At 68.6% G+C, this 19732-nt stretch carries 15 protein-coding genes; 3 read left to right on the forward strand and 12 right to left on the reverse strand.

The window, feature by feature from the left end; translation table 11 throughout:
- Nucleotides 1-3 precede the first annotated feature (3 nt).
- The 7 genes from ACIBK0_RS41335 to ACIBK0_RS41365 form a co-directional block, all read right to left on the reverse strand.
- Nucleotides 4-1776, reverse strand: coding sequence for a cation:proton antiporter (locus tag ACIBK0_RS41335; protein WP_399092093.1), 1773 nt, complete (start codon nt 1774-1776; stop codon nt 4-6).
- 50 nt (nt 1777-1826) lie between these two features.
- A complete protein-coding gene (locus ACIBK0_RS41340; RefSeq protein ID WP_399092096.1) occupies nt 1827-2867 on the reverse strand; it encodes a cytochrome d ubiquinol oxidase subunit II in 1041 nt (346 codons plus the stop codon).
- Nucleotides 2864-4348, reverse strand: coding sequence for a cytochrome ubiquinol oxidase subunit I (locus ACIBK0_RS41345; RefSeq protein ID WP_399092099.1), 1485 nt, complete (start codon nt 4346-4348; stop codon nt 2864-2866). The genes ACIBK0_RS41340 and ACIBK0_RS41345 overlap by 4 nt, the downstream gene beginning before the upstream one ends.
- 34 nt (nt 4349-4382) lie before the next feature.
- A complete protein-coding gene (locus ACIBK0_RS41350; protein WP_399092101.1) occupies nt 4383-5222 on the reverse strand; it encodes an SDR family oxidoreductase in 840 nt (279 codons plus the stop codon).
- Between the two features lie 165 nt (nt 5223-5387).
- Nucleotides 5388-6968, reverse strand: coding sequence for a GMC oxidoreductase (locus ACIBK0_RS41355; RefSeq protein ID WP_399092103.1), 1581 nt, complete (start codon nt 6966-6968; stop codon nt 5388-5390).
- 127 nt (nt 6969-7095) lie between these two features.
- Nucleotides 7096-8010, reverse strand: a complete 915-nt coding sequence (locus ACIBK0_RS41360) for a cyclase family protein (protein ID WP_399092145.1) — start codon at nt 8008-8010, stop codon at nt 7096-7098.
- Nucleotides 8011-8210: 200 nt separating this feature from the next.
- Nucleotides 8211-8828, reverse strand: coding sequence for a TetR/AcrR family transcriptional regulator (locus ACIBK0_RS41365; protein ID WP_399092106.1), 618 nt, complete (start codon nt 8826-8828; stop codon nt 8211-8213).
- A 217-nt stretch (nt 8829-9045) separates the two neighbouring features.
- On the opposite strand from ACIBK0_RS41365, the gene ACIBK0_RS41370 reads away from it, so the two are divergent.
- A complete protein-coding gene (locus ACIBK0_RS41370; protein ID WP_399092109.1) occupies nt 9046-9618 on the forward strand; it encodes an ATP-binding protein in 573 nt (190 codons plus the stop codon).
- 133 nt (nt 9619-9751) lie between these two features.
- On the opposite strand, the gene ACIBK0_RS41375 is transcribed toward ACIBK0_RS41370, so the two are convergent.
- The 4 genes from ACIBK0_RS41375 to ACIBK0_RS41390 form a co-directional block, all read right to left on the reverse strand.
- The gene (locus ACIBK0_RS41375; protein WP_399092112.1) at nt 9752-11164 is read right to left on the reverse strand and encodes an alpha/beta hydrolase family protein; all 1413 of its coding nucleotides are present in this window, start codon (nt 11162-11164) and stop codon (nt 9752-9754) included.
- A 713-nt stretch (nt 11165-11877) separates the two neighbouring features.
- Nucleotides 11878-12555 carry a histidine phosphatase family protein gene (locus tag ACIBK0_RS41380; protein ID WP_399092115.1) on the reverse strand — a complete coding sequence of 226 codons (678 nt, stop codon included), beginning with the start codon at nt 12553-12555 and terminating at the stop codon, nt 11878-11880.
- A gap of 1466 nt (nt 12556-14021) precedes the next feature.
- Nucleotides 14022-14717: a response regulator gene (locus ACIBK0_RS41385; protein ID WP_399092118.1), complete on the reverse strand. Its 696-nt coding sequence runs from the start codon at nt 14715-14717 to the stop codon at nt 14022-14024.
- On the reverse strand, nt 14689-15918 hold the full coding sequence (locus ACIBK0_RS41390; protein WP_399092121.1) for a sensor histidine kinase: 1230 nt from the start codon (nt 15916-15918) through the stop codon (nt 14689-14691). The genes ACIBK0_RS41385 and ACIBK0_RS41390 overlap by 29 nt, the downstream gene beginning before the upstream one ends.
- 936 nt (nt 15919-16854) lie before the next feature.
- Between ACIBK0_RS41390 and ACIBK0_RS41395 the strand changes: the two genes are divergently transcribed.
- Nucleotides 16855-17664: a universal stress protein gene (locus tag ACIBK0_RS41395; protein ID WP_399092124.1), complete on the forward strand. Its 810-nt coding sequence runs from the start codon at nt 16855-16857 to the stop codon at nt 17662-17664.
- 46 nt (nt 17665-17710) lie between these two features.
- Here ACIBK0_RS41395 and ACIBK0_RS41400 read toward each other — a convergent pair whose 3' ends face one another.
- Nucleotides 17711-18760, reverse strand: a complete 1050-nt coding sequence (locus tag ACIBK0_RS41400) for a lactonase family protein (RefSeq protein ID WP_399092127.1) — start codon at nt 18758-18760, stop codon at nt 17711-17713.
- Between the two features lie 442 nt (nt 18761-19202).
- On the opposite strand from ACIBK0_RS41400, the gene ACIBK0_RS41405 reads away from it, so the two are divergent.
- Entirely contained in the window at nt 19203-19643 is a 441-nt protein-coding gene (locus ACIBK0_RS41405) for an alcohol dehydrogenase catalytic domain-containing protein (protein WP_399092130.1), read from the forward strand.
- Nucleotides 19644-19732 lie beyond the last annotated feature (89 nt).

Raw genomic sequence — 19732 nt, forward strand, 5'->3', positions numbered from 1 at the left:
CGCTCAGCTGGTCGGACCGGCGCCCGGCATGGGTCCAAGGAGCACGAGCGTGTCGCCCTCCTGAGCGGTGACCGATAGGCCCTCGGTGACCGGTTCCAGCCGGCCGTCACGCCGCACGACGAACAGGGTTTCGTACCCCGGCGGGCGCGGGTCCGACGCAGCCCGTACGTGGAAGCGGGCGCCCTGCTCATGGCGGGCTGCCAGGGCGTGGCGGACGAGCTCCGGGCCGAAGAGGGTGTCACCGCCGGTGTGGGGAGCAACGACGCTCCCGCTGTCGGGTGTCGGGCCGACGCGGTAGACGGAGCCCTCGACGCTGTCCTCCATGACGATCGAGGCGAGCACGTTGAAGTCGTCGTCGTCCGTGAGCAGGAAGACCGACGTGACCCCCTCCAACCGGGCTTGCGGATCGGTGGCCGTGGCCATGAGCTCCCCGGCGGCCAGTTCGATTCCCGCTTCCCTGATCCGGTCCCTCTCCTGTCCTCCTCCCGCCCACATCAGTACGTCGAGTCCGGCGGTGCGCAGCGACCGGGCGAGATCGATGACCCAGGGATCGCCGCCCACCAGGAGCGGGCGGGCGCGCGGGGGCCGCGCGACGCCCAGCCTGGCGGCCACCGGCCTCGCCGTCAGTGCGTAGATCACGACCGTTCCGACGATCACCAGGAAGGTGATGGGAAGGATCTTGTCTGCGCCGCGCAGTCCGGCGGTGGCGAGCGAAGCGGAGAAGGTGGTGGCGGTGGACGCGGCGACGATGCCGCGCGGGGCCATCCAGCCGATGAAGGCGCGTTCGCGGGCCACGAGATCCGTCCTGATGGCGGACAGCAGCGCAACCAGCGGTCTGACCAGCAGGACGAGCACGGCGACGAGTGCGAGCGTGGGCAGCAGCTCCGGGCCGACGGACTTCGGCGTCACCGTCGCCGAGATGGAGATGAAGAGCAGGCCGATGATCAGCTGTACGAGCGTTTCGAAGAACGGTCGGCGTGCGGGCATGTCGAAACCGGGCAGGTTCGCGACCGTCAGCCCGGTGACGATCGCCGCGATCAGGCCCGTGTCGTCGAACACCATGTCGCAGCCCGCGGCCACCACGACGACGGTCGCCAGCTGGGCGAGCGTGCCGAGTGTCTCGCCGAGGCGGAGCAGCCGGAGGGTGAACCACAGCAGCGCGGCGCCGACCGCGCCGCCCGCGAGCCCGACGGCGATGCCGGCGAAGAACGAACCGAAGCGGAAATGACCGGTCCGGAGTCCGCCGGAGACGATGGAGTGGGAGACGACGGCGCCGAGGATGCCGCCGACAGGATCGATCAGGGATCCCTCCCACATCAGAATCCGCCGCACCTTGTCCGACGGCCTGACGTGCTCGAGGAGGGGACCGACGACGGTCGGGCCGGAGACCACGAGGATCATGCCGATCATGCTGGCCACGGCCGTCGGCACACCGAACAGGGTCGGCCCCAGGACCATGACGGTCCCCCACGTGAGCAGCACGCCGAGCACCATGAGCCGCACGACGACGTTGCGCGTCGCGCCCTTGAGATGGCGCAGGTCCAATCCCAGCCCGGCGTCGTAGAGGATGAGCGCCACCGACACCGACACCAGCGGGGGAAAGGCCGGTCCCAGTAGCTTGTCGGGGCGGACGACGTCGGTGAGAGCTCCGGCGGCGAACCCGGCCGGGAGCAGCACGATGAGGGCCGGGATCCGCAGCCGGCTCGCAAGGATCTGGGATCCGACGGCGAGGGCCACGGTCAGGCCGATGCCCGACAGGATCTCGTCGTCGGTCACCGCGCTCTCACCTCCCGGCGTGCGCGCGGCAGTGTGGGCCCGCCACAGGGTCAGCCCTCGTCACCGGCACCACTGCGCCGCAGGTCGGCGTCGGTCAGGCTCTCCAGCTCACCGTGGGTGTCCAGCCAGTAGAGCAGGGCGACCGCGGGGATGACGAGCACGATGGCGACGAGGGTGACGAGCCCCAGCCAGCGGAGTGTGGTGTGTGCGCCCGCGCCCTCGGCAACGGTCAGTGAGGTCGGAATGAGGTACGGGCGCTGCGCCATGCCCCAGGCGATGACGGCCGACGCGACCACGCCGACCGCTGTGACCCGGGACCAGGCCCCGGAGGAACGGATCAGCAGCCACGCGGTGGCGAGCGTGCCCAGCGCCGCGACGATGACGAAGACGAGTCCCACGCCGTGCGTGAGCCCGTGCCAGACGTGCGGCGCGTCCCCGTGAGTGACGACCAACGTGATCACGGCGAGTACGGCGACGACGGCCAGGGCTCCCAGTGCCCGCCGCCGGAAGTAGCTGTCCAGGTCCGGCTCGTCGAAGCGCCGGGCGTCCGCGGCGAGGAACACGGCACCGAGCAAAGCCGTGGTGGCGATGGCGAGCAGACCGAACAGGACCGACGTGGGATGGGACCAGGCATCCGCCGATGCCTGCGTCGTCGGCGTCACTCGGCCCGAGGCCACTCCCCCGGCCGCGGCGCCGAGGAAGAACGGCGTCAGCAGAGAGGAGATGGCGAAAACGGCTCCGTACAGGCGTCGACCGGCCAGCCGCCGAACGGGCTTGCGCAGGGCGAAGCCCGCGCCGCGCAGCACGATACCGACGGCGGCCAGCACCAGAGGCAGCCACATCGCCGTGAACACCTGCTGGAAGAAGACGGGGAAACCCGTCCACATGATGACCAGCACAAAGATCAGCCAGACGTTGTTGACCTCCCATACGGGAGCCATCGCGTGATCGATCAGCCATCTGGGGCGCTTGCCGCGTTCTGCTCCGCCCGCGGTCAGGTCCCAGAAGCCGGCTCCGAAGTCGGTGCCGCCGGCGCAGGCGTAGGCGGCGACCGCGAGCAGCAGCACGACGGCGATGACACCGGCGATCACGGCCGGCCCCCGGTGGACGAGGCGGATCCGCTGCCACCGGACCGGGGCGGGTCCCCGGCCGGAACCGCGGAGCGTGGCCCGTACGGCGTGTCCGTCTCCGGTGTTTCGGTCGGTGTCGCCCCGCGGCCCCTCTCGTCGGCAAGCCGCCAGCGGGCACGCATCTTCAACAACACCGCGAGGAAGGACGCGAAGACGAAGACGTACACCACGACGACCAGGCCGAACATGATCCACAGGCCGGTGGCACGCGTCGACGTCACCGCTTCGGCGACCCGCATGTTCTGGTAGACGATCCACGGCTGGCGGCCCACTTCGGTGGCGATCCAGCCGCATTCCACGGCGACGACGGAGCCGACACCGGCCACGGCGGCGGACCGGTAGAACCACGGCGAGGCGGGCAGCCTGCGCCGGCGCAGCCAGATCAGGGCGTACCAGAGGGCGAGCAGCGCCAGCAGGGAGCCGATACCGACCATGGTGTCGAAGGCCCAGTGGGCGATGGTGGCCTGAGTGGCCGTCGGTCGGTCACTCGCGGGGACGGAGGTCAGCCCGGTCACCTTGGTGTCCGGGTGGAAGCCGGCGAGGACGGAGTCGAGCTGCGGGATCCGGATACCGCCGGAGATGCTCCCGTTCGGATGCATCCGGCCGAACAGGTATTCCGGCACGTGGGTGTCGGTCTTCCAGACGATCTCCATGGCGGCGAACTTCACCGGCTGCTTGTGGAATACCTGCCGGGCGATGGAGTCGCCCAGCATGAACTGCACCGGTGTGAACACCGCGGCGAGCGTGAAGGGGATCGTGAAGCCGAGCCGGTGGTAACGGTCCCGGCGTCCGCGCAACCAGCCGACGGCGTAGACACCGGCCGCGACGTAGCCCGCCGTCACGAACATCGCCACGACGAAATGCCAGTACTGCGGGCCGAACATGGGCGTGAAGATCGCCTTCCAGATCTTCACGTCGACAGGGTTGCCCGCGGAGTCGAGGGTGAAGCCCTGCGGAGTGTTCATCCAGGAGTTGGCGGCCAGAATCCCGAAGGCTCCCAGCAACCCGACAGCGGGCAGGGGCAGTCCGAGCAGGAAGTGGGTCCGGGCAGGAAGCCTCCGCCACCCGTACAGGTAGATGGCGATGAGGACGGCTTCCAGGAAGAAGGCCCACGCCTCGACACCGAACCCGATGCCGAAGACATCACCCCACTTGCCCATCATCCGCGGCCACAACAGCCCGAACTCGAAGGACAGTACGGTCCCGGTGACGACGCCGATCGCGAACTGGACCGCCATGACCGCCGACCACCGTCGCGCCAGCAGCAGCGCGGTCTGGTCGTTACGGCGCAGGCCGTAGCCGTGCATGATGAGCGTGATCAGCGGCAGCGCCACGCCCAGCGGCACCAGAATGATGTGGGACGCGAGGGTGAAAGCCATCAGCGATCTGGCCGGGAGCATTTGCGCCGGCGCGTCCGCCAGCAACGGGACCGCGGTGTGCATGTGTTTCTCCAGGGGCCGACGCCAGTGAGGTGAGTCAGCCGCCGGTGGCGAACCCCGGGAAGAGAGTCATCCCGCCGTCCACGTAGAGGGTGGCGCCCACTACGTAGTCCATGAGGTCGGAGGAGAGGCCGACGGCCGCGTTGGCGATGTCCTCGGGGTCGCCGATGCGGTCGTAGGGGATCAGCCGCAGGAGATCCGTCCGGGCCTCCGGTGTCTCCCAGGCGTTGCGGTTGATGGGGGTCTTGATGGCCCCGGGGGCGATCGCATTCACGCGGATCTTCTTCGGGGCGAGTTCCTGGGCCAGCGTCTGCATCATCATCTGCACCCCGCCCTTGGAGGAGGCGTAGTTGACGTGCCCCGCCCACGGGATGATCTGGTGCACCGAGCTCATGCAGATGATCTTCCCGGCCGCGCGTGAGACCTCGGGGACGACGCCGCGCCGCAGGAACTCCTTCGTGGCCTCACGGGCACAGAGGAACTGCCCGGTGAGGTTGACGTCCAGGACTTTCTGCCACTGGGCGAGCGTCATGTCGGTGAACGCGGCGTCGCGCTGCATTCCGGCGTTGGCGACCAGAATGTCGATGGTGCCGAACTCCTCGACCATCCGGTTCATCATGGCGACGACCTGGTCCTCGTCGGACACATCGGCCTCGTAGGCCGCCGCCCGCACGCCGAACGACGTGATCTCCTCGACCACCTTGTCCGCTTCCTCGCGGCCGGCGACGTAGTTCACGACCACGTCGGCCCCGGCCCGGCCCAGAGCAACCGCCGTCGCCTTGCCGATTCCGGAATTGGCGCCGGTGACCAGCGCCTTCTGGCCCTTGAGCAGATGTGCGGGGATCACGCCCTGAGGCGCGCCCTCGGTGGAACTCACGATGACTCTCTTCTCCACTGCGTGGCCCGGGTCGGCCGGGCCGGGGCCCGGAGGTTCAGACGTCACACAATCACCGTGGACGAGCAGGGGCACGCCACAAGAGACTGTGTTGCGCTGTCCGACTGAGGATCTTCGCCCGGTCGGAGGTGGCTCGTCGGCCGTAGGTCAGCTCAGCCGCTCCACGAGGTGATCACCCACGCGAAGGGCGTTCGCGATGGCCGTGAGGGACGGATTGACCGCCCCGATGCTCGGGAAGAAGCTCGTGTCGACGACGTAGAGGTTGTCCAGGTCGTGGGCTTTGCAGTTGACGTCCAGGGCAGAGCTCGCCGGATCGTTGCCGAACCGCACCGTGCCCGCCTGGTGCGCGGTGGCACCGATGGGCATGCCCTTGTGCAGGTAGATGCTGTGGGACAGCAGATGGTGCTCGTGCATGCCCAAGTGGCCCAGCATGTGCTGGAGCTTGTGCTGCAGGCGCTTGAGCCCGGCGATGTTGTTGGTCTCGTCGAGTGCCAGATGGATGCGGCGGTCGTCGTCCAGGGTGACCCGATTGTCGGGCTGCGGCAGGTCCTCTCCGCACAGCCAGAAATCGACGGCGTGATGGGCCAGGACCTCGAAGGGCATGTCCGGTGCCGCCGCTCCGGCCCAGCGCGGGGCCTCGCCGTGGATCTGCTCGGCATCCGACTTGCCGAGCATCTGGATTCCTCCGAGGGGATACTCCCAGTCGTCCGCGCCCAGGTACCAGTCGTGCAGGGCCAGCGTCTTCTGGAACTGGGTGTCGTTGGGCTCCTTCGAAACGGCCATCAGGGCAAGGTTGTTGTGCCGCATGTAGTACCGGCCGACCACGTCCGAGCTGTTCGCCAGCCCATCGGGGTGCTGGTCGTTCGCCGAAGCGAGCAGGAGAGCAGCGGAGTTGACCGCCCCGCAGGCCACGACCACGACATCCGCGGAAAAGCGGACCTCCTCCTCGCCCGGGAGCTGGGCGACGACCGCTGTGACGCTGCGTCCCGTCGGATCGGTCTCGAGCCTTGTCACACGGGAGTTGGTGATCATCTCGACATTGGGGTGCTGCAGTGCCGGTTCCACGCAGATCACTTGAGCGTCGGACTTGCCGCGGACCAGGCATGGGAAACCGTCGACCCGGTTGCAGCGAATGCAGGCACTCGAGTGGGTGGCCCTGCCGCTTTCGTCCTGGGTGAGGTTGACCCCGATGGGCAGGTGGAAGGGATGCAGGCCCTGCTTCTCCAGGTCGTCGCTCAACTGCTGGATGCGCGGCTCGTGTTCGACCGGTGGATGGGCGTACTGGCCGCTGCACGCACCCTCCCAGGGGTCCTCGCCGTGTCGACCGTGCACCAGGTAGAGGTGTTCCGCCTGTGTGTAGTACGGCTCCAGGTCCTCGTAGCGAATCGGCCAGGCGGGAGAGACACCGTCGTGGTGGCGCAGTTCGCCGAAGTCCTCCGGCCGCAGCCGGAACAGCGCGGCGCCGTAGAACTTGGTGTTGCCGCCGACGTAGTAGTTGACCTCGGGCGGGAACTCGTTGCCGTGTTTGTCGAGCCAGAACTCCGGAGCCCGGTACTTTCCCTTGACGAATACGGCTGTTGAGTCCCAGTTGTCGCGTTCACGCGGCAAGTAGTCACCGCGTTCGAGGAGGAGCACGCGTTTGCCCGAGGGGGCGAGCCGGTGGGCGAGCGTGCCGCCGCCGGCGCCCGTGCCGATGATGATGACGTCGTAGTGGGGGGAGTCGCCCATGGCGGCCACCGTCCTTGCCTTTGCGGTCTTCAGCCGTTGCCGGGCCCTGCCTCAGCTTTTGCCCCTCTTCGAACGTATACGCCCCGCGGTCCTGCGGCACCTGGAACGGTCCGCGTTCCCGGCACGCTCACAGGACGGCGATCGGATTCACCGGGGAGCCGGTGGCCGCCGGCAGCCGCAGAGGGGCGACCATGCACAGGAAGTGCCAGCGGCCCAGCTGTTCGCACGCCGGCACCAGCTCCTCGAAGTCCAGGTAGTCCATGAGGTGCAACCCCAAGGCGTTCACGGCCAGTACATGCACGGGAAACGGGACTTCGGCCACCGCGCTGGGGGCCGCGTCGTTGTTGCCGTCCGACCCCAGGACGGCCACGCGCCGCTCGGCCAGGAAGCGCATCGCTGCCGGGTGCAGGCCCGCCCGCGCCTGTGCCGCGTTCCAGGCTCCGAGGCTTTGCCGCCGACGGCGGTGCCCGACTCGCACGAACATCAGATCGCCCGGTCCCACCGCGACTTCCTGGGCGGCCTCGGCCGCCACCAGATCGTCGGTGGTCACCTGGTCCCCGGGGTCGAGCCAGGGAACACCCCAAAGGCGCGGGATGTCCAGGAGGACACCGCGGCCGACGATGCCGTCTCGGACGAGGTCCAGCGTGAGGGCGCCGGCGCCGTCCGGGGTCACGGTGCTCGCCGGGACACCGTCGTAGAGTTCTCCGTCGAACATCACGTGGCACAGGGCGTCGAGGTGGCTGTCGGCGTCCCCGTGCACGTTCATGGCGAACCGGTCGCGGGCGAAGTGCAGCCCCTGGGCGTCGGCCTCCCCGTGCGCCGGCGCGGTCATCCGGTGAGACGCGGGCTGCGGGTTGTCCGGACCCGGCTCGGTCTCGATAGGCGCGGCCAGCGAGAACGTGCGTCCGTCCCGGACCTGGTCGGCGGCGGCCACCACCCGCTCGGGCGTGAGGTGGCCCAGCGCTCCGCGCCGGTGATCCGGGCCGGCCAGGGCCTGATCACGCAGCCGGCCGTACAGGGACCTGAAGGCCGCCTCGGACATGCCGTGCGGCGCCGCGGGCTGCGACGTCGCGGGGTGCGGGTGCGAACTCATGGTGACCGGTACCCCTGACCGGGCGGAGAGCTGCTGCTCACCGGGGCGGGATACGGAGCGTCGGGTCGGTTGCGTTCGTACGATCCGTCACGTGGGCTCCTCCTCATCCGGCGCAGGGCTCTGCTTCCAATGTCGGCCTCCGCAGGCCTCTACGCATCCCGGGCTTCTTCGTGCGTTGCTCGCCAACCGGGCTCGAGGCGGTCGAGGAGAAGACGGAAGGTCGTGGTGGCTTGGTCCCAGTCGCCGGTTGCCAGCGGCGCGCAGACAAGGCCGAAAACGGCGTCCACCAGCAGGGTGGCCTCGCGCCTGGCGCGCGCCTCGGGCAGACCCAGGCCGCTGAAGAGCGTGGTGATGAGGTCCGTCCATTCGGCGAGGAGATCACGCATCAACGGCCCGTACCGGTCGGGATGCAACAGGCTGGTGGTCATCATCTCGAAGTACAGCGGGAGCGCAGCATGCAGGTCGGGGGTGTCGAACTGCTGCCACAGCTCTTCGAGGAAGCGGCGCAGGCCGGCGGCATCCTTCGACGGGCCGACCGCGGACAGGACCTCCCGGCCTCTCAGGAGCGGTCGCCTCTCGTCGATGGCGAGGGCCTCCGAGATAAGGCGGTCCTTGGTCCCGAAGTAGTACAGGAGCATGCGGTCGCTGGTACCCAGCGACCGCGCCATGGGGCGCAGGGACAGGTCGGACAGCCCGTTCTCAAGCACGTATGCGCGAACGCGGTCCAGTAGTTCCCGGCGTTTGGCCGGATCCGCCGGGCGCGGCATGGACGCCTCCTGAAGCACGGTGAGGAATGGGCGACACCTAATGTCCAGTGTGCCCCGCTTTACCCCTTTACCGTAGCATCTGCTACATGTATCCTATTGATGTAGCAAGTGCTACGCGAAAGGTGAGCCCGGCGAAGCAGTCCTCTGATCTCGAGGAACGCGACTTCGCCCCGGTCCACCGGGCCACTCTCGACACCGCAGAAGGGATTGATTCACCATGGCCCGCCCGACCCATCGCCTCACCGTCGGCCTGCCGACCGGTGTGCAGCAGGAGGAATGGGTGGCGAAGGACGCGTCGACGTCATGGTTCGCACGTCAGCGTGGCCTGTGGGCACGCACCCTGGCGCCTCTGCGCCCACTGGACGCACCTGCCGCGCGGGCCACGCCCTTCGAGGCATCCTGGCCACTGGCGCTGGACCTCAGGTCGGTGGGCCGGGCCCGGCGAGCGGTGACGGGGCGCCTTGACGAGTGGGATCTGGGTCATCTGGCCGACACCGCCGAGCTGCTGGTCAGCGAGCTGGTCACCAATGCCCTGTGCCACGCGCCCGGCCCCGTACGGCTCAACCTGCGGGTGACCGCCAACGGCCTGCGGTGCGAAGTCGAGGACACCAACCTGGCCACCCCGATACGGCGGAGCGCCACCCCGGATGCGGAAGGCGGTCGCGGTACCGAACTCCTCGATCTGCTCAGCGACGTCTGGGGCAGCTACGAGACGGGGACCGGCAAGACCACCTGGTTCGAACTGACCGGTCCCTTCCGTCGAGGGACCGCAGAAGGCGCCGGAGAATAGGCGACGGTGGGGCCGTGGCGCGATCAACGGAGCTTCAGGACCCAGCGGTGCACCGAGCGGCAGACTGGCCGTGGCCACGAGTAACACCTCTGGCAGGGCGGCCCAGGCCATCCCCGCGGAACTGCCGCAGAGGTCAGCTGCCTGACAGCTTCGCCTGCAGCCAGTCGAAGACGGCCTCGCAGTGCTGCTGCGGGGCCATCGGGGAGCAGTGCATCTGCGCGCCGGTGGCCGCGGTGAGCTTCACGTAATCCTTGGGAGCCGTCAGCTTGTCGAACATCTGGCGCGGCTGGCCGGGATAGAACTGCTCGTCGTCGTAGTCGAGGACCAGCGTGGGCACCTTGATGCGGGCCACGACGTTCGTGATGTCCAGGGACTCGATGAGTCTGGCGGGTGTGTAGAAGTCGGTGAACATCTTGCCCTCGCGGGCGTCGAGCATCGCCGGCACGGAGAAGGGCTCGAAGCGCTTCTTCATCGTCGCAGCCGCGGACGGAGGCAGCTCGGGGACGACCTCCTTGTTCCAGACGTTGTTGGTCTCCTCCTTGTCCGCGGTGAGGATCTTCCGGATTTCCGGAGGAAAGCCCAACCAGGGCGCGAGCACTCCGGGCATCGCCACCACAGCCGCGATCCTGTTCTCGAAGGCCGCGGCCCGGGGGGCCAGGTCCCCCGCCATGCTCAGCCCGGTCAGGGCGATCTTGCCCGGGGCCACATCCGACCGAGCGGCCAGCCAGTCGACAAGCGCCGTGACCACGGTCTCCCAATGCGGAGTGAAGACCACCTGGTCCACGAAAAGCAGCTGCCCCTGGCCAGGCCCGTCGTACACCAGTGCGTTCCAGCCACGCTGCAGAGCCGCCGAGACGCCGTAGGTCCACATGTCGATGTTCTGCCCGTCGCTGCCGTTGGTGAGGATCACGGTGGGGCGCCGCTTGCCGGAGTCGTCCGGCCGGAAGAACCACACCGGCAGCGGGGACTTCCCGTACGGGACGTTCGCCGTCACGGCTGTCGGGTCGCACAGCTTGCAGAACTTGTCCCAGGCGCCACGCCCGGCCTGGTACAGCTGTTTCTCGCTGCCGGGGTCGTTGGAGCCGAGGACGAAGAACAGCGCCTGACCGTAGTACTGAGCGGCCCGCAGCGCACGGAAACGTGTGGTCTCCGTCCCGGCCTTGCTGCCCTGGGGCGGCTCCATCAGCTGATCGCCGAGTGCCTTGAAGGTCTCGGTGTACGTCTGTGCCGAGAGGCCGGCCTTGTTGATCGCGTTCACGGCGGTGAGTACCTCGCCCACCTCACCGGCACCGTAGCCGGACGCGCCGAGCGCGAGCAGCCCATTGAAGTTGAAGGCCTGGTCATTGAAGAGAGTCATCACCCCGGGCGTGGGATTGCCCGCCGGGGCGGAGGCCGACGCCGTACGGCTGGGGGTGCGCGCGGATGCGGGCGATGCGTTCAACGGGGTGCATCCGGCGGCCAGCACGGCTCCGGCCCCACCGACGAGCCCGGTCAGCGCGGTGCGGCGGGTGGGGCTGGATGCGCGATCACGCGGTACGTCTGTCATGCCAGCCGAACGTACGAGCCGTGCCTCCCGGCCCCTCTCCGCGACACCCGCCGATCCCCCGAACGGCGCTTCACACAGTCCCTGGGGGCCTCAATGGCGCGGAGGCGTGGCGCGTGGGGGGGCCGCCGGCATCGGCACGGCCGACCGGACCGTCCTTTCTGCGTCGCTTCTCACGCTGCGCGCTGCCCTCCCGTCGACCATTCATAGGATCTAATGGGGCTGGCGCGCGCGGAGCAGACGGATACCGGTATTCACCGGTCGACGGCTCCGCATGGAATCCGCGCGGCCCTCGACTCCGGACGGTTGTGTATGCCCGCTTCTTCCCACCGTGATCCCGCGTCCCCCATGCAGAATGCAGCAGGCTCGCCGGCTGCGCCGCAATACCACGACCTGTTTCTCCAGCCCCGCTACACCGTGGAACTGGCGCCGCAGGAGGACGAGGAAGACACCGTCTCGCCGCCTCCGCCTGCACAACGGCGGCGGCGCGCAACCCGGAGCCGTTGACTTCCGGCTCCCGTACCCCGCCGCACCCGGCGTTCCGCCTGGTAGACCGGGCTGCGCCAGCAGACTCCGCCTGGCCGTAGGCCACGCGGCGGATCTGAGCGACCGCCGCGTAGCCGTTCTCTGCCCTCGCCCTCGGGGCTTCCGCCCGCCCTGTTCTCCAGGCCGCCCAGTCTGTTCGCCCTGCTTGTCCCACTGGTGTGGCCAGCGGATCACACCCGGGCGATGAGCTCGTACGGCTCGTCGCTCACCGCCTCGCCCCACACGAGCACCCTCTTGTCCTGTGCAGCGACACAGGGCAGAGGAACCGTGCGAGTGGTGCCGGCTCTGTCAGGGGGGATGTGGCCGAGCCGAACGTTCCAGCGGCCACCACGCAATGTGAGGGAGACCACGGACAAGGGGGGCACATCGAAATGCCAGAAGGCTGTTGCCGGTGCGGACAGAGCATGGACGAGCGACGCCCGGACAACGGCTGGTTCGGTGATGGCCAATACGCGGCCCGTGCCAGTCGGCACGCTGCCCAGCCAGTTGGCGGTTCGGCGGCAGAGGCGGCGTACGGACTCGCCTCCGGGCGGCGCGGCATCCGGGTCGGTTAGCCAGGCGGCGTACGTGTAGGGGTCGTCGGTGGCGACTTCGCCCACTGTGCGGCCGCGCCACATCCCGTAGTCGAAGTCGCGCAGTGCTGGTTCGACTGTGGTCTCCAGGCCGAGAACCCCAGCGGTCTGCGCGCAGCGGTTCGACGGTGCCCGGATAGCCAGCGAGTACGGGGGGAGGATTGCGCGGGCGGCGCGTGCCTCACGCAGGCCGCGCTCACTGAGGAGACCGTCACCGAAGACTGCATCCCTGGTGCCCCCGACAGGCGCACAGATGAATGTCAGGCTGACCGACATCGGCCTACCTCCTTCCTGGCCCGGCGTGACGCCGGATGGGGTGAGACCGTCGAACACCGTGGGTGCCCTGGAGAGCCTCCGTAACCGAGTACGGTCGGCGCCGCCGAGAAGGGCGACCCTGGCGTGTATGCCGCGACGGGTAAGCCGAGCCTGGCCGCCGCCACACGGCGATGGTAGAGGGCTGCCAGGTCAGTACCAGGTACTCGCCGGTGACGAGCAATCCGACCCGCGGCCCTGCGCGCCCGGTCCACGGTTGCGGCCCGCCGGTGAGAAGGACCAGGGAGAACCCGGCAAGCGGAGCGAACAGGGCGGGCAGCGGATGCCACCTCGGACGGCGCGGCCTCTGGTACGTCGTGCGTCATGTGATCCAGGGTCGGAGACGCTGCGGGTCAAAACTATCCGGCAGGTGTCCGGAACCGCCCCCGCCGACTGGCTGGCGCAGCCCCCGCCACCCGGCCGACCGGGGGTCGGAAGCCTGCAGGATGACCCTCGGCACCGGGCGGCACGGGAGGAGCAACCGATCTTGCCGGGCGACTTCCCTCGCGTGTACACAGATCGGCTTCAGAGAGGATCTGGACAGCGAACAGCGGACAGAGAGCAACCCTGTCCACAACTTTCTCGAACCACCAGCCAGGCCCGTTCGACAGAGCCGGCACCAACTCCGCGCGCGCAACCCTTGCCGGACCAGAGCGGGATCTGCGCTCTGGTCTTCCCGGATGAGAGCCACAAGGCATTTCCATGGTTGCGGTATTACATCCTTCTCAAACCCGAGAACCGCAGGATCTGCCCAGTGAATGGCGCCCCTTCATGGCGGATGTGCGACCAGTTCATGGCGGATGTGCGACCAGCCTCAGGCCTCATCCCGATCTGCCCCAGCGGGGGGCCACGACCTGGCCGATCAGCTGGTTCACGGTTTTCACGCCGCTTTCGCGGGGTCTGCTCACCTGATGTGCGACGTTGTCCTGTTGACCCATTGAGACAGTGTGAGCTGCATGGTCACGGTCGCTCGGTGTGGCCGGCGGTGACTGGACATGGGGTGGCCACAGTCGGCCCGGGTGGCCGCGTGCGGCCGCGTGTTTCGGCCTTTGCCGCAGGCCAGGGCGTCGCGCAGAAGAGAGAGGTGTGCGGGCACGGCTGTGCGGCAGTCGTACTCGTCCCGGCATGTGCTGCAGGTTGCCTGGTGAGCCCGCACCGCGCTTGCCTCATCGGGTGCGAGGGAATTGAGTTCGTGTCCGGCCAGTAGTGCACGAATCGTGCGGCATTCCTCGACGGCCGTCTCTTCGTCGGACTTCTTCGTCAGGCAGTGCGCTCCGGTCATGGCGAAACCTCCGTTTCAGGGCTTCACCATCGCCCAGAAACGGCCCTCAGCGCGTCGTCCCCACGCAGCGACTTCCGGCTACCACGGCTGCGGTATGCGGGAGGCCGGCCTACGGCTGGGACAGAAGATGAGGGCACCGTGGTGGGGACTATGCGGGTTGCTGGGAGCGATCCGGTTCCGTGGCCGGACTGACGAGCCCGCACTGGTAGGCGATGACCACGAGCTGGGCGCGGTCACGAGCTGCCAGCTTGGTCATGGCCCGGTTGATATGGGTCTTGGCGGTCAGCGGGCTGACGAACAGGCGCTCGGCGATCTCGTCGTTGGACAGGCCCAGCGCGACGAGGCTCGTGACGTCGCGTTCCCGCGGCGTCAAGCTCTCCAGCCGCTCATGTACGGCCACCGGGCATGGATCCGGCTGGGCGAGAAAGCGAGTGATCAACGCTCGCGTCGCTGACGGGGACAGCAAGGCCTCACCGTCCGCGACCGTGCGGACGGCATCGAGGAGCTCCTCGGGTCGCGCACCCTTGCCGAGAAAGCCGCTCGCACCCGCACGCAGTGCTTCGGCGACGTGCTCGTCATCTTCGAACGTGGTCAGGATGAGCACCTTCACCTCTGCGAGGTCCTCGGACTCGGTGATGAGCCGTGTCGCCTCGAGGCCGTCCATCTCCGGCATGCGGATGTCCATCAGGACCACATCCGGGCGCTGCGCGCCGGCCAGCTCGACTGCCTCCCGGCCGTTGGACGCCTCGGCCACGGTCTCCATGTCATCCGTGGCGTCGAACAGTATGCGGAAGGTGCCCCGCAGCAGGGCCTGGTCATCGGCAAGCAGTACACGAATCGTCATGCTCAAGGCTCCGATCCAGTGCCGGGCTGGGGCGCAGCGGCAGTTCGGCGGTCACGGTGAAACCGCCCTCGGGGCGCGGTCCCGCATACAGCGTGCCCCCGATCGTGGTGGCCCGCTCACGCATCCCGATCAGCCCGTGACCGGCCCCCGGGTGAGGACGGTGCGTTCCGGCACATCCGTCGTCCTCGACGGTGATCGTCAGCCGTTCACTGTCGTAGTGCAGGAACAGCCGGGCATGGTCGGCGCCGGCGTGCTTGCGCACATTGGTCAAGGATTCCTGCACGATGCGGTACGCGGCCAGGTCGACCGCCGGCTCGAGCGGTTCGGTGGTGCCCTGCCGCGTGTGGCTCACGGCCAGCCCGGCTCGTTCGAACGACGCCAGAAGTGCTGGTACTTGTGCAAGGCCCGGCATCGGGTCTCTGGGCGCCACCGGCTCGTCGGACTGCCGCAGCAAGCCTACGGTCACCCGTAGTTCGTCCAGCGCGGAACGGCTGGTGTCCCGGATGTTCTCCAGAGCTGTCAGGATTTGTTCCGGGCGCTGGTCCACCAGATGGACGGCGACGCCTGCCTGAGCATTGATCAAGGCGATGTGGTGCGCAACGATGTCGTGCAGTTCGCGTGCGATCCGGACGCGTTCGGCCGCCACTCGCTGCTGTGCTTCCTGCTCGCGGGTGCGCTCGGCATGCTCCGCCCGTTCCTCCACGGCCGCCACATAGGCGCGCCGTGAGCGCAGTCCGTCCCCGACGGCGGCCGGCAGGGCCGTCCAGGCCACCGTCGCAACATGATCCGGGTCCAGCCACGAGTTCGAGGACCACACCGCGACGGCGCCCACCATGACGGCAGCCGAGACAGCTGCCGCCGTCCACGCGGTGCGCCGGTCGGTCCGCACGGCGACGTTGTAGACGGACACCAGAACCGGGCTTGTCACCAGTGGGCTCTCCCGGAACCCGAGCATCGGAAAGACCACCCCGCAGCCAACGGCGACGGCCAGTACGCCGAACGGGTGACGACGCCGCCAGACCAACGCGGAGCAGCCGACGGCAGCCAACACCACGGCGGGCCAGCGCAACACGAACTGGTGCTGGTGCGGGTCGATCGAGGCAGCCACGACCGACAGCACGCACAGCACAGCCACGCACAGGACGTCGACCGCGCGGTTCCGGGCTCGCCCTTGCCGCTTCCAACTGTTGAGCACCGTCATGCCATCACCGTAGGGTCGGTGACCGGTTCGGGCATCGTCTCGCCACGGCAGGGGGTGCTCCGGGGCGCTTCCAGCACGAAGGCCGACCGGGTCGGCTCCACCGTGAGTCCGCTTGCGTCCACGGAACTGTCATGGCTCCGCCGGGTCGTTGTCCTTGTCGCGAACAGGCAGAGGGAGAACGTCCGTTCCAGGGCGGTAGGGCGTGCATCCGCCGGCCCGCTCGATCATCCCCATCCGACCAGGGCGGCATCGGCGTCGGGGATGGTGACAGCGTCGACGTGGACAGGGCGGCATCGGAACTGTCCTCGAAGGGCAGAGACTGGCCGTCCAGGCCGGCGCGCCTCACCGGACGCTTGCCGCCCTTACGCGTTCTCCCGCGAGCTTCCATCCGAGATCGGAAAGTTCTACGCCTCTTCCGAACGCCGAAGGGACCGGATCGCGGGTGACCGGCGATGACTCCTGGCGTATAGGGACGTGAGACGGTGCACCACCAGAACACCGATCTGCACGACCAGTTGGGCTCCCACCAGCCTGTTCTCGGTGCACCGTCATTGGGGGTGGATGACTTCGCTCTCAAGGGGGTCACGTCTTCGGCATCGTGCGTATCCACATCGAGGCCGGCCGCGCCGTGGACGTACTGCAAGACGGTCGAGAAGTGCGTCGTCGCCCATCACCGCTGTCTCGCCCCGCCTGAGGAGGACGCCCAGGACAAGGTGGAGCCGCCCGCCGGGCCACCGGTGATCGAGGGCAAGCGGGCGGCAAACAACCGGGCGCCATGCCCGAGAGAGCAGCCGTGCTGGTGTTCGCGCGTCGTCGAACCCGCTGCGTGCAGATATGCGGCTGATGAAACTCGCCACCGCCGCTGCGGCTTCGCCGGCTGGCAGCAACGCATCGCCGGAGTGAAGGTTGGAAGCTCAAGCGAGTGTTGGAGGAGCGGTGGGAAATCCGGTCGTCGTGGGAGTGGATGGCTCGTCGTCGAGTCTTTCCGCGGTAGAAGCGGCTGCGGGGGAAGCCCAGCGGCGTGGTGCGGAGCTGCGTGTGGTGCACGCCTTGAGTTGGCCTGTCAGGCCCATGTATGCGCCATTGGACCCGTCGCCGCTCAATCGCCTGGTGCACGAGGCTGCGCAACATGCCCGGAGCGTAGCGCCTGACGTGGAGGTCACCGAGGCCGTGGTGACCGGCGACGCGGTGGCGGTGCTGGAGGCTGAGTCGCGAGCCGCGGACCTGGTGGTCGTCGGCCCCCGGGGTATGGGTGGCTTCATCGGTATGCTGCTGGGATCAACGGCGGTCTCCTTGGCCAGCCACGGCCAGTGCCCAGTGATGGTGGTCCGTGAGGAAGCGACTGACGCCGGGCCGATCGTGCTGGGTGTCGACGGCTCCCCGGTCGGTGAGAGAGCCGTCGACTTTGCCTTCGCCGAGGCGGCGCTGCGCGGGGCTGAGTTGGTGGCCGTACACGCGTTGCTGCCGGACTATGCGCCGCTCGGCACGACCCCCGAAAGCGCGGAGCGTCTGCTGGCCCAGGCACTCGCCGGCCGTAGGGAAAATTATCCGGACGTCACGGTCAGACTCGAGGTGGTGGGCGGCGAAACCCGCGAGGTATTGATCGCGGCGAGCAGGACTGCGCAGCTCTTGGTCGTCGGAGCCAGGGGACGCGGCGGTTTTGCCGGACTGCTCCTGGGGTCGGTGAGCCAGGCGCTGTTGCACCACGCGCACTGCCCCGTCACTGTCGTCCGTGGCAAGGCATGACCAGACCTACACGGTGAGGGATGCCTGCCGCATGAGCTCTCCGCCGTCAGGCGAAGACGACGTTGGATGCCGCCGGGACCGACAGGCAGCCTGCGCGGTGAGGGATGCCCGTTGTGGAGTCGATGTCCAGCCATGTGACGTCGCCTGAACGCTCGTTCGCCACGTACAGACGCGTCCCCGACGGGTCCAGGACCAGATCGCGAGGCCACCGACCTCCGCACGGCACCGACGCGATCAGGTCCGCCTGCCCGCCGACCGCGTCGAGGGCCAGGACGGCGACGGTATCGGTGCCACGCACCGCGGCCCACAAGTGGCGGCCACTGTGTGAGACGACCGGCGCCGACGGAGAGACCACACCGTCGATACCGTCCGGGAAGAGCGACGTCGCACCCACCGGCTCGAGCACCCCGGTGGCGGCGTCCCAGCGGCACACGGTGACGGTGGGCTCGAGCTCTCCGAGAACATACGCGTGACTTCCGGCCGGATGGAAGACGAGGTGACGCGGACCGGTGCCGGGCGGGAGTGCTGTCTCCCCGTGCAGCGTCAGCCTGCCCGCCCGTGCGTCCAAGGAGCAGATCCGCACCGAGTCGGTGCCGAGGTCGACGCTGAGCACCCAGCGTCCCGATGGATCGGGACGCACCTGGTGCGCGTGCGGGCCCGTCTGGCGAGCATGATGCGGTCCTTTGCCCTCGTGGCGGAGGACGTCGCTGGCGGCCCGCGGGGTGCCGTCGCCGGCGAGCGGCAGTACGGTGACGCAGCCTGAGTCGTAGTTGGCGGTCAGCAGATGACCGTGAACGACCGCGAGATGCGTGGGTGCCTTCGCGTGCACGGCCACCGGGGCGCAGATCGGGCGGGGCACCGGACCGGCGATGTCCCAGGCGGCAACCGCCCCCTGTGCCGTCTCGGAAACTGCGTAGAGGACCGGGCCCGCCCCGGTGTGCTCGACGGCGAGATACGACGGGTTGGGTACGACATCGACGACGCCGGTTTCGGTCAGCGCTCCGGAGGCCGGATCCACGGCGGTCACGATGATTCCGCGCCCGCCCGCCGAGGTGAACGATCCGACGAAGGCCCGCCCTGAACCCTTCTCACCCACAGCGTCCTCCGCCCTTGCTCGCGCGAAACGCGACGCTAACAGGGGTGACTCCCCTGCAACGTCAGGCAATGCCTGCTTGTGGGCGCGTTCAGCAAAGTGGCCGTAGGCACTGGCCGTCACGATCCCGGCGCGCGGGGCGGCCGTCCTGGCAGCGATGCGCGTTCTGCTGTGCCGACGTCTGGGCCGAGAAGGACGCCGCTCCTCGTCACCGGCCGGATCATCAAGTGAGCTGCCCCTGTCGGCCGCGAAGGCGGATCGTGTGGGCGCCGGCCGGTCCGCTTCACCAGAGTGGCTCTGCCGTCGGGGCGGTCGGGTCGCGAGCAGGATCCGCCCTTGCGACAGTGACAGAACGGCAGGCCGATGCCGGCCGCCGGATGCCAGGGGCCGATTCGTTCGCATGCCAACGCTGCGGCGACGGTGTACCAGGAAGAAGGACAGACGCGTGAAGGCATTCGTGATGAAGGAGATCGGGCGGGTGGGTTTCATGGAGAAGCCCGTTCCGCAGCCGGGGCCGGGCGATGCTGTCGTTCGGACCACCCGGGCCCTGATCTGCACGTCCGACTCCCACACCGTCCAAGGTGGCATCGGTCCGCGAGAGAACCTGACGCTGGGCCACGAAGCGGTGGGCATCGTGCACGCTGTGGGCAGCGAGGTGAAGGACTTCCAGCCCGGCGACCGCGTGCTGGTCGGCGCCATCACTCCCGACTGGGGTGACCCGGCCTCTCAGAACGGGTACCCGTCGCAGTCCGGAGGACCGCTCGGAGGTTTTAAGTTCGCCAACTCCAAGGACGGCGTCTTCGCCGATTACTTCCATGTGAACGACGCCGACGCCAATCTCGCGAAGATCCCCGACTCCATCAGCGATGAAGCAGCGGTCTACTGAGCTCTTCGGATTGTTGTCGGCTGGTGGGTGAGCGTGAGTCCGGTGCCTGCAAGGCAGCCGTCGATCAGGTCGGGGCGGAGCTGGATGTG

The sequence above is a fragment of the Streptomyces sp. NPDC050564 genome (assembly GCF_044457265.1).
GTDB lineage: Bacteria > Actinomycetota > Actinomycetes > Streptomycetales > Streptomycetaceae > Streptomyces.

Excerpts from the sequence above, each read along its gene's own strand:
- ACIBK0_RS41345 (WP_399092099.1), bottom strand. The coding sequence starts at position 4,348 with ATGCACACCGCGGTCCCGTTGCTGGCGGACGCGCCGGCGCAAATGCTC.
- ACIBK0_RS41355 (WP_399092103.1), bottom strand. The coding sequence starts at position 6,968 with ATGGGCGACTCCCCCCACTACGACGTCATCATCATCGGCACGGGCGCC.
- ACIBK0_RS41360 (WP_399092145.1), bottom strand. The coding sequence starts at position 8,010 with ATGTCCGAGGCGGCCTTCAGGTCCCTGTACGGCCGGCTGCGTGATCAG.
- ACIBK0_RS41365 (WP_399092106.1), bottom strand. The coding sequence starts at position 8,828 with ATGCCGCGCCCGGCGGATCCGGCCAAACGCCGGGAACTACTGGACCGC.
- ACIBK0_RS41370 (WP_399092109.1), top strand. The coding sequence starts at position 9,046 with ATGGCCCGCCCGACCCATCGCCTCACCGTCGGCCTGCCGACCGGTGTG.
- ACIBK0_RS41375 (WP_399092112.1), bottom strand. The coding sequence starts at position 11,164 with ATGACAGACGTACCGCGTGATCGCGCATCCAGCCCCACCCGCCGCACC.
- ACIBK0_RS41380 (WP_399092115.1), bottom strand. The coding sequence starts at position 12,555 with ATGTCGGTCAGCCTGACATTCATCTGTGCGCCTGTCGGGGGCACCAGG.
- ACIBK0_RS41385 (WP_399092118.1), bottom strand. The coding sequence starts at position 14,717 with ATGACGATTCGTGTACTGCTTGCCGATGACCAGGCCCTGCTGCGGGGC.
- ACIBK0_RS41390 (WP_399092121.1), bottom strand. The coding sequence starts at position 15,918 with ATGACGGTGCTCAACAGTTGGAAGCGGCAAGGGCGAGCCCGGAACCGC.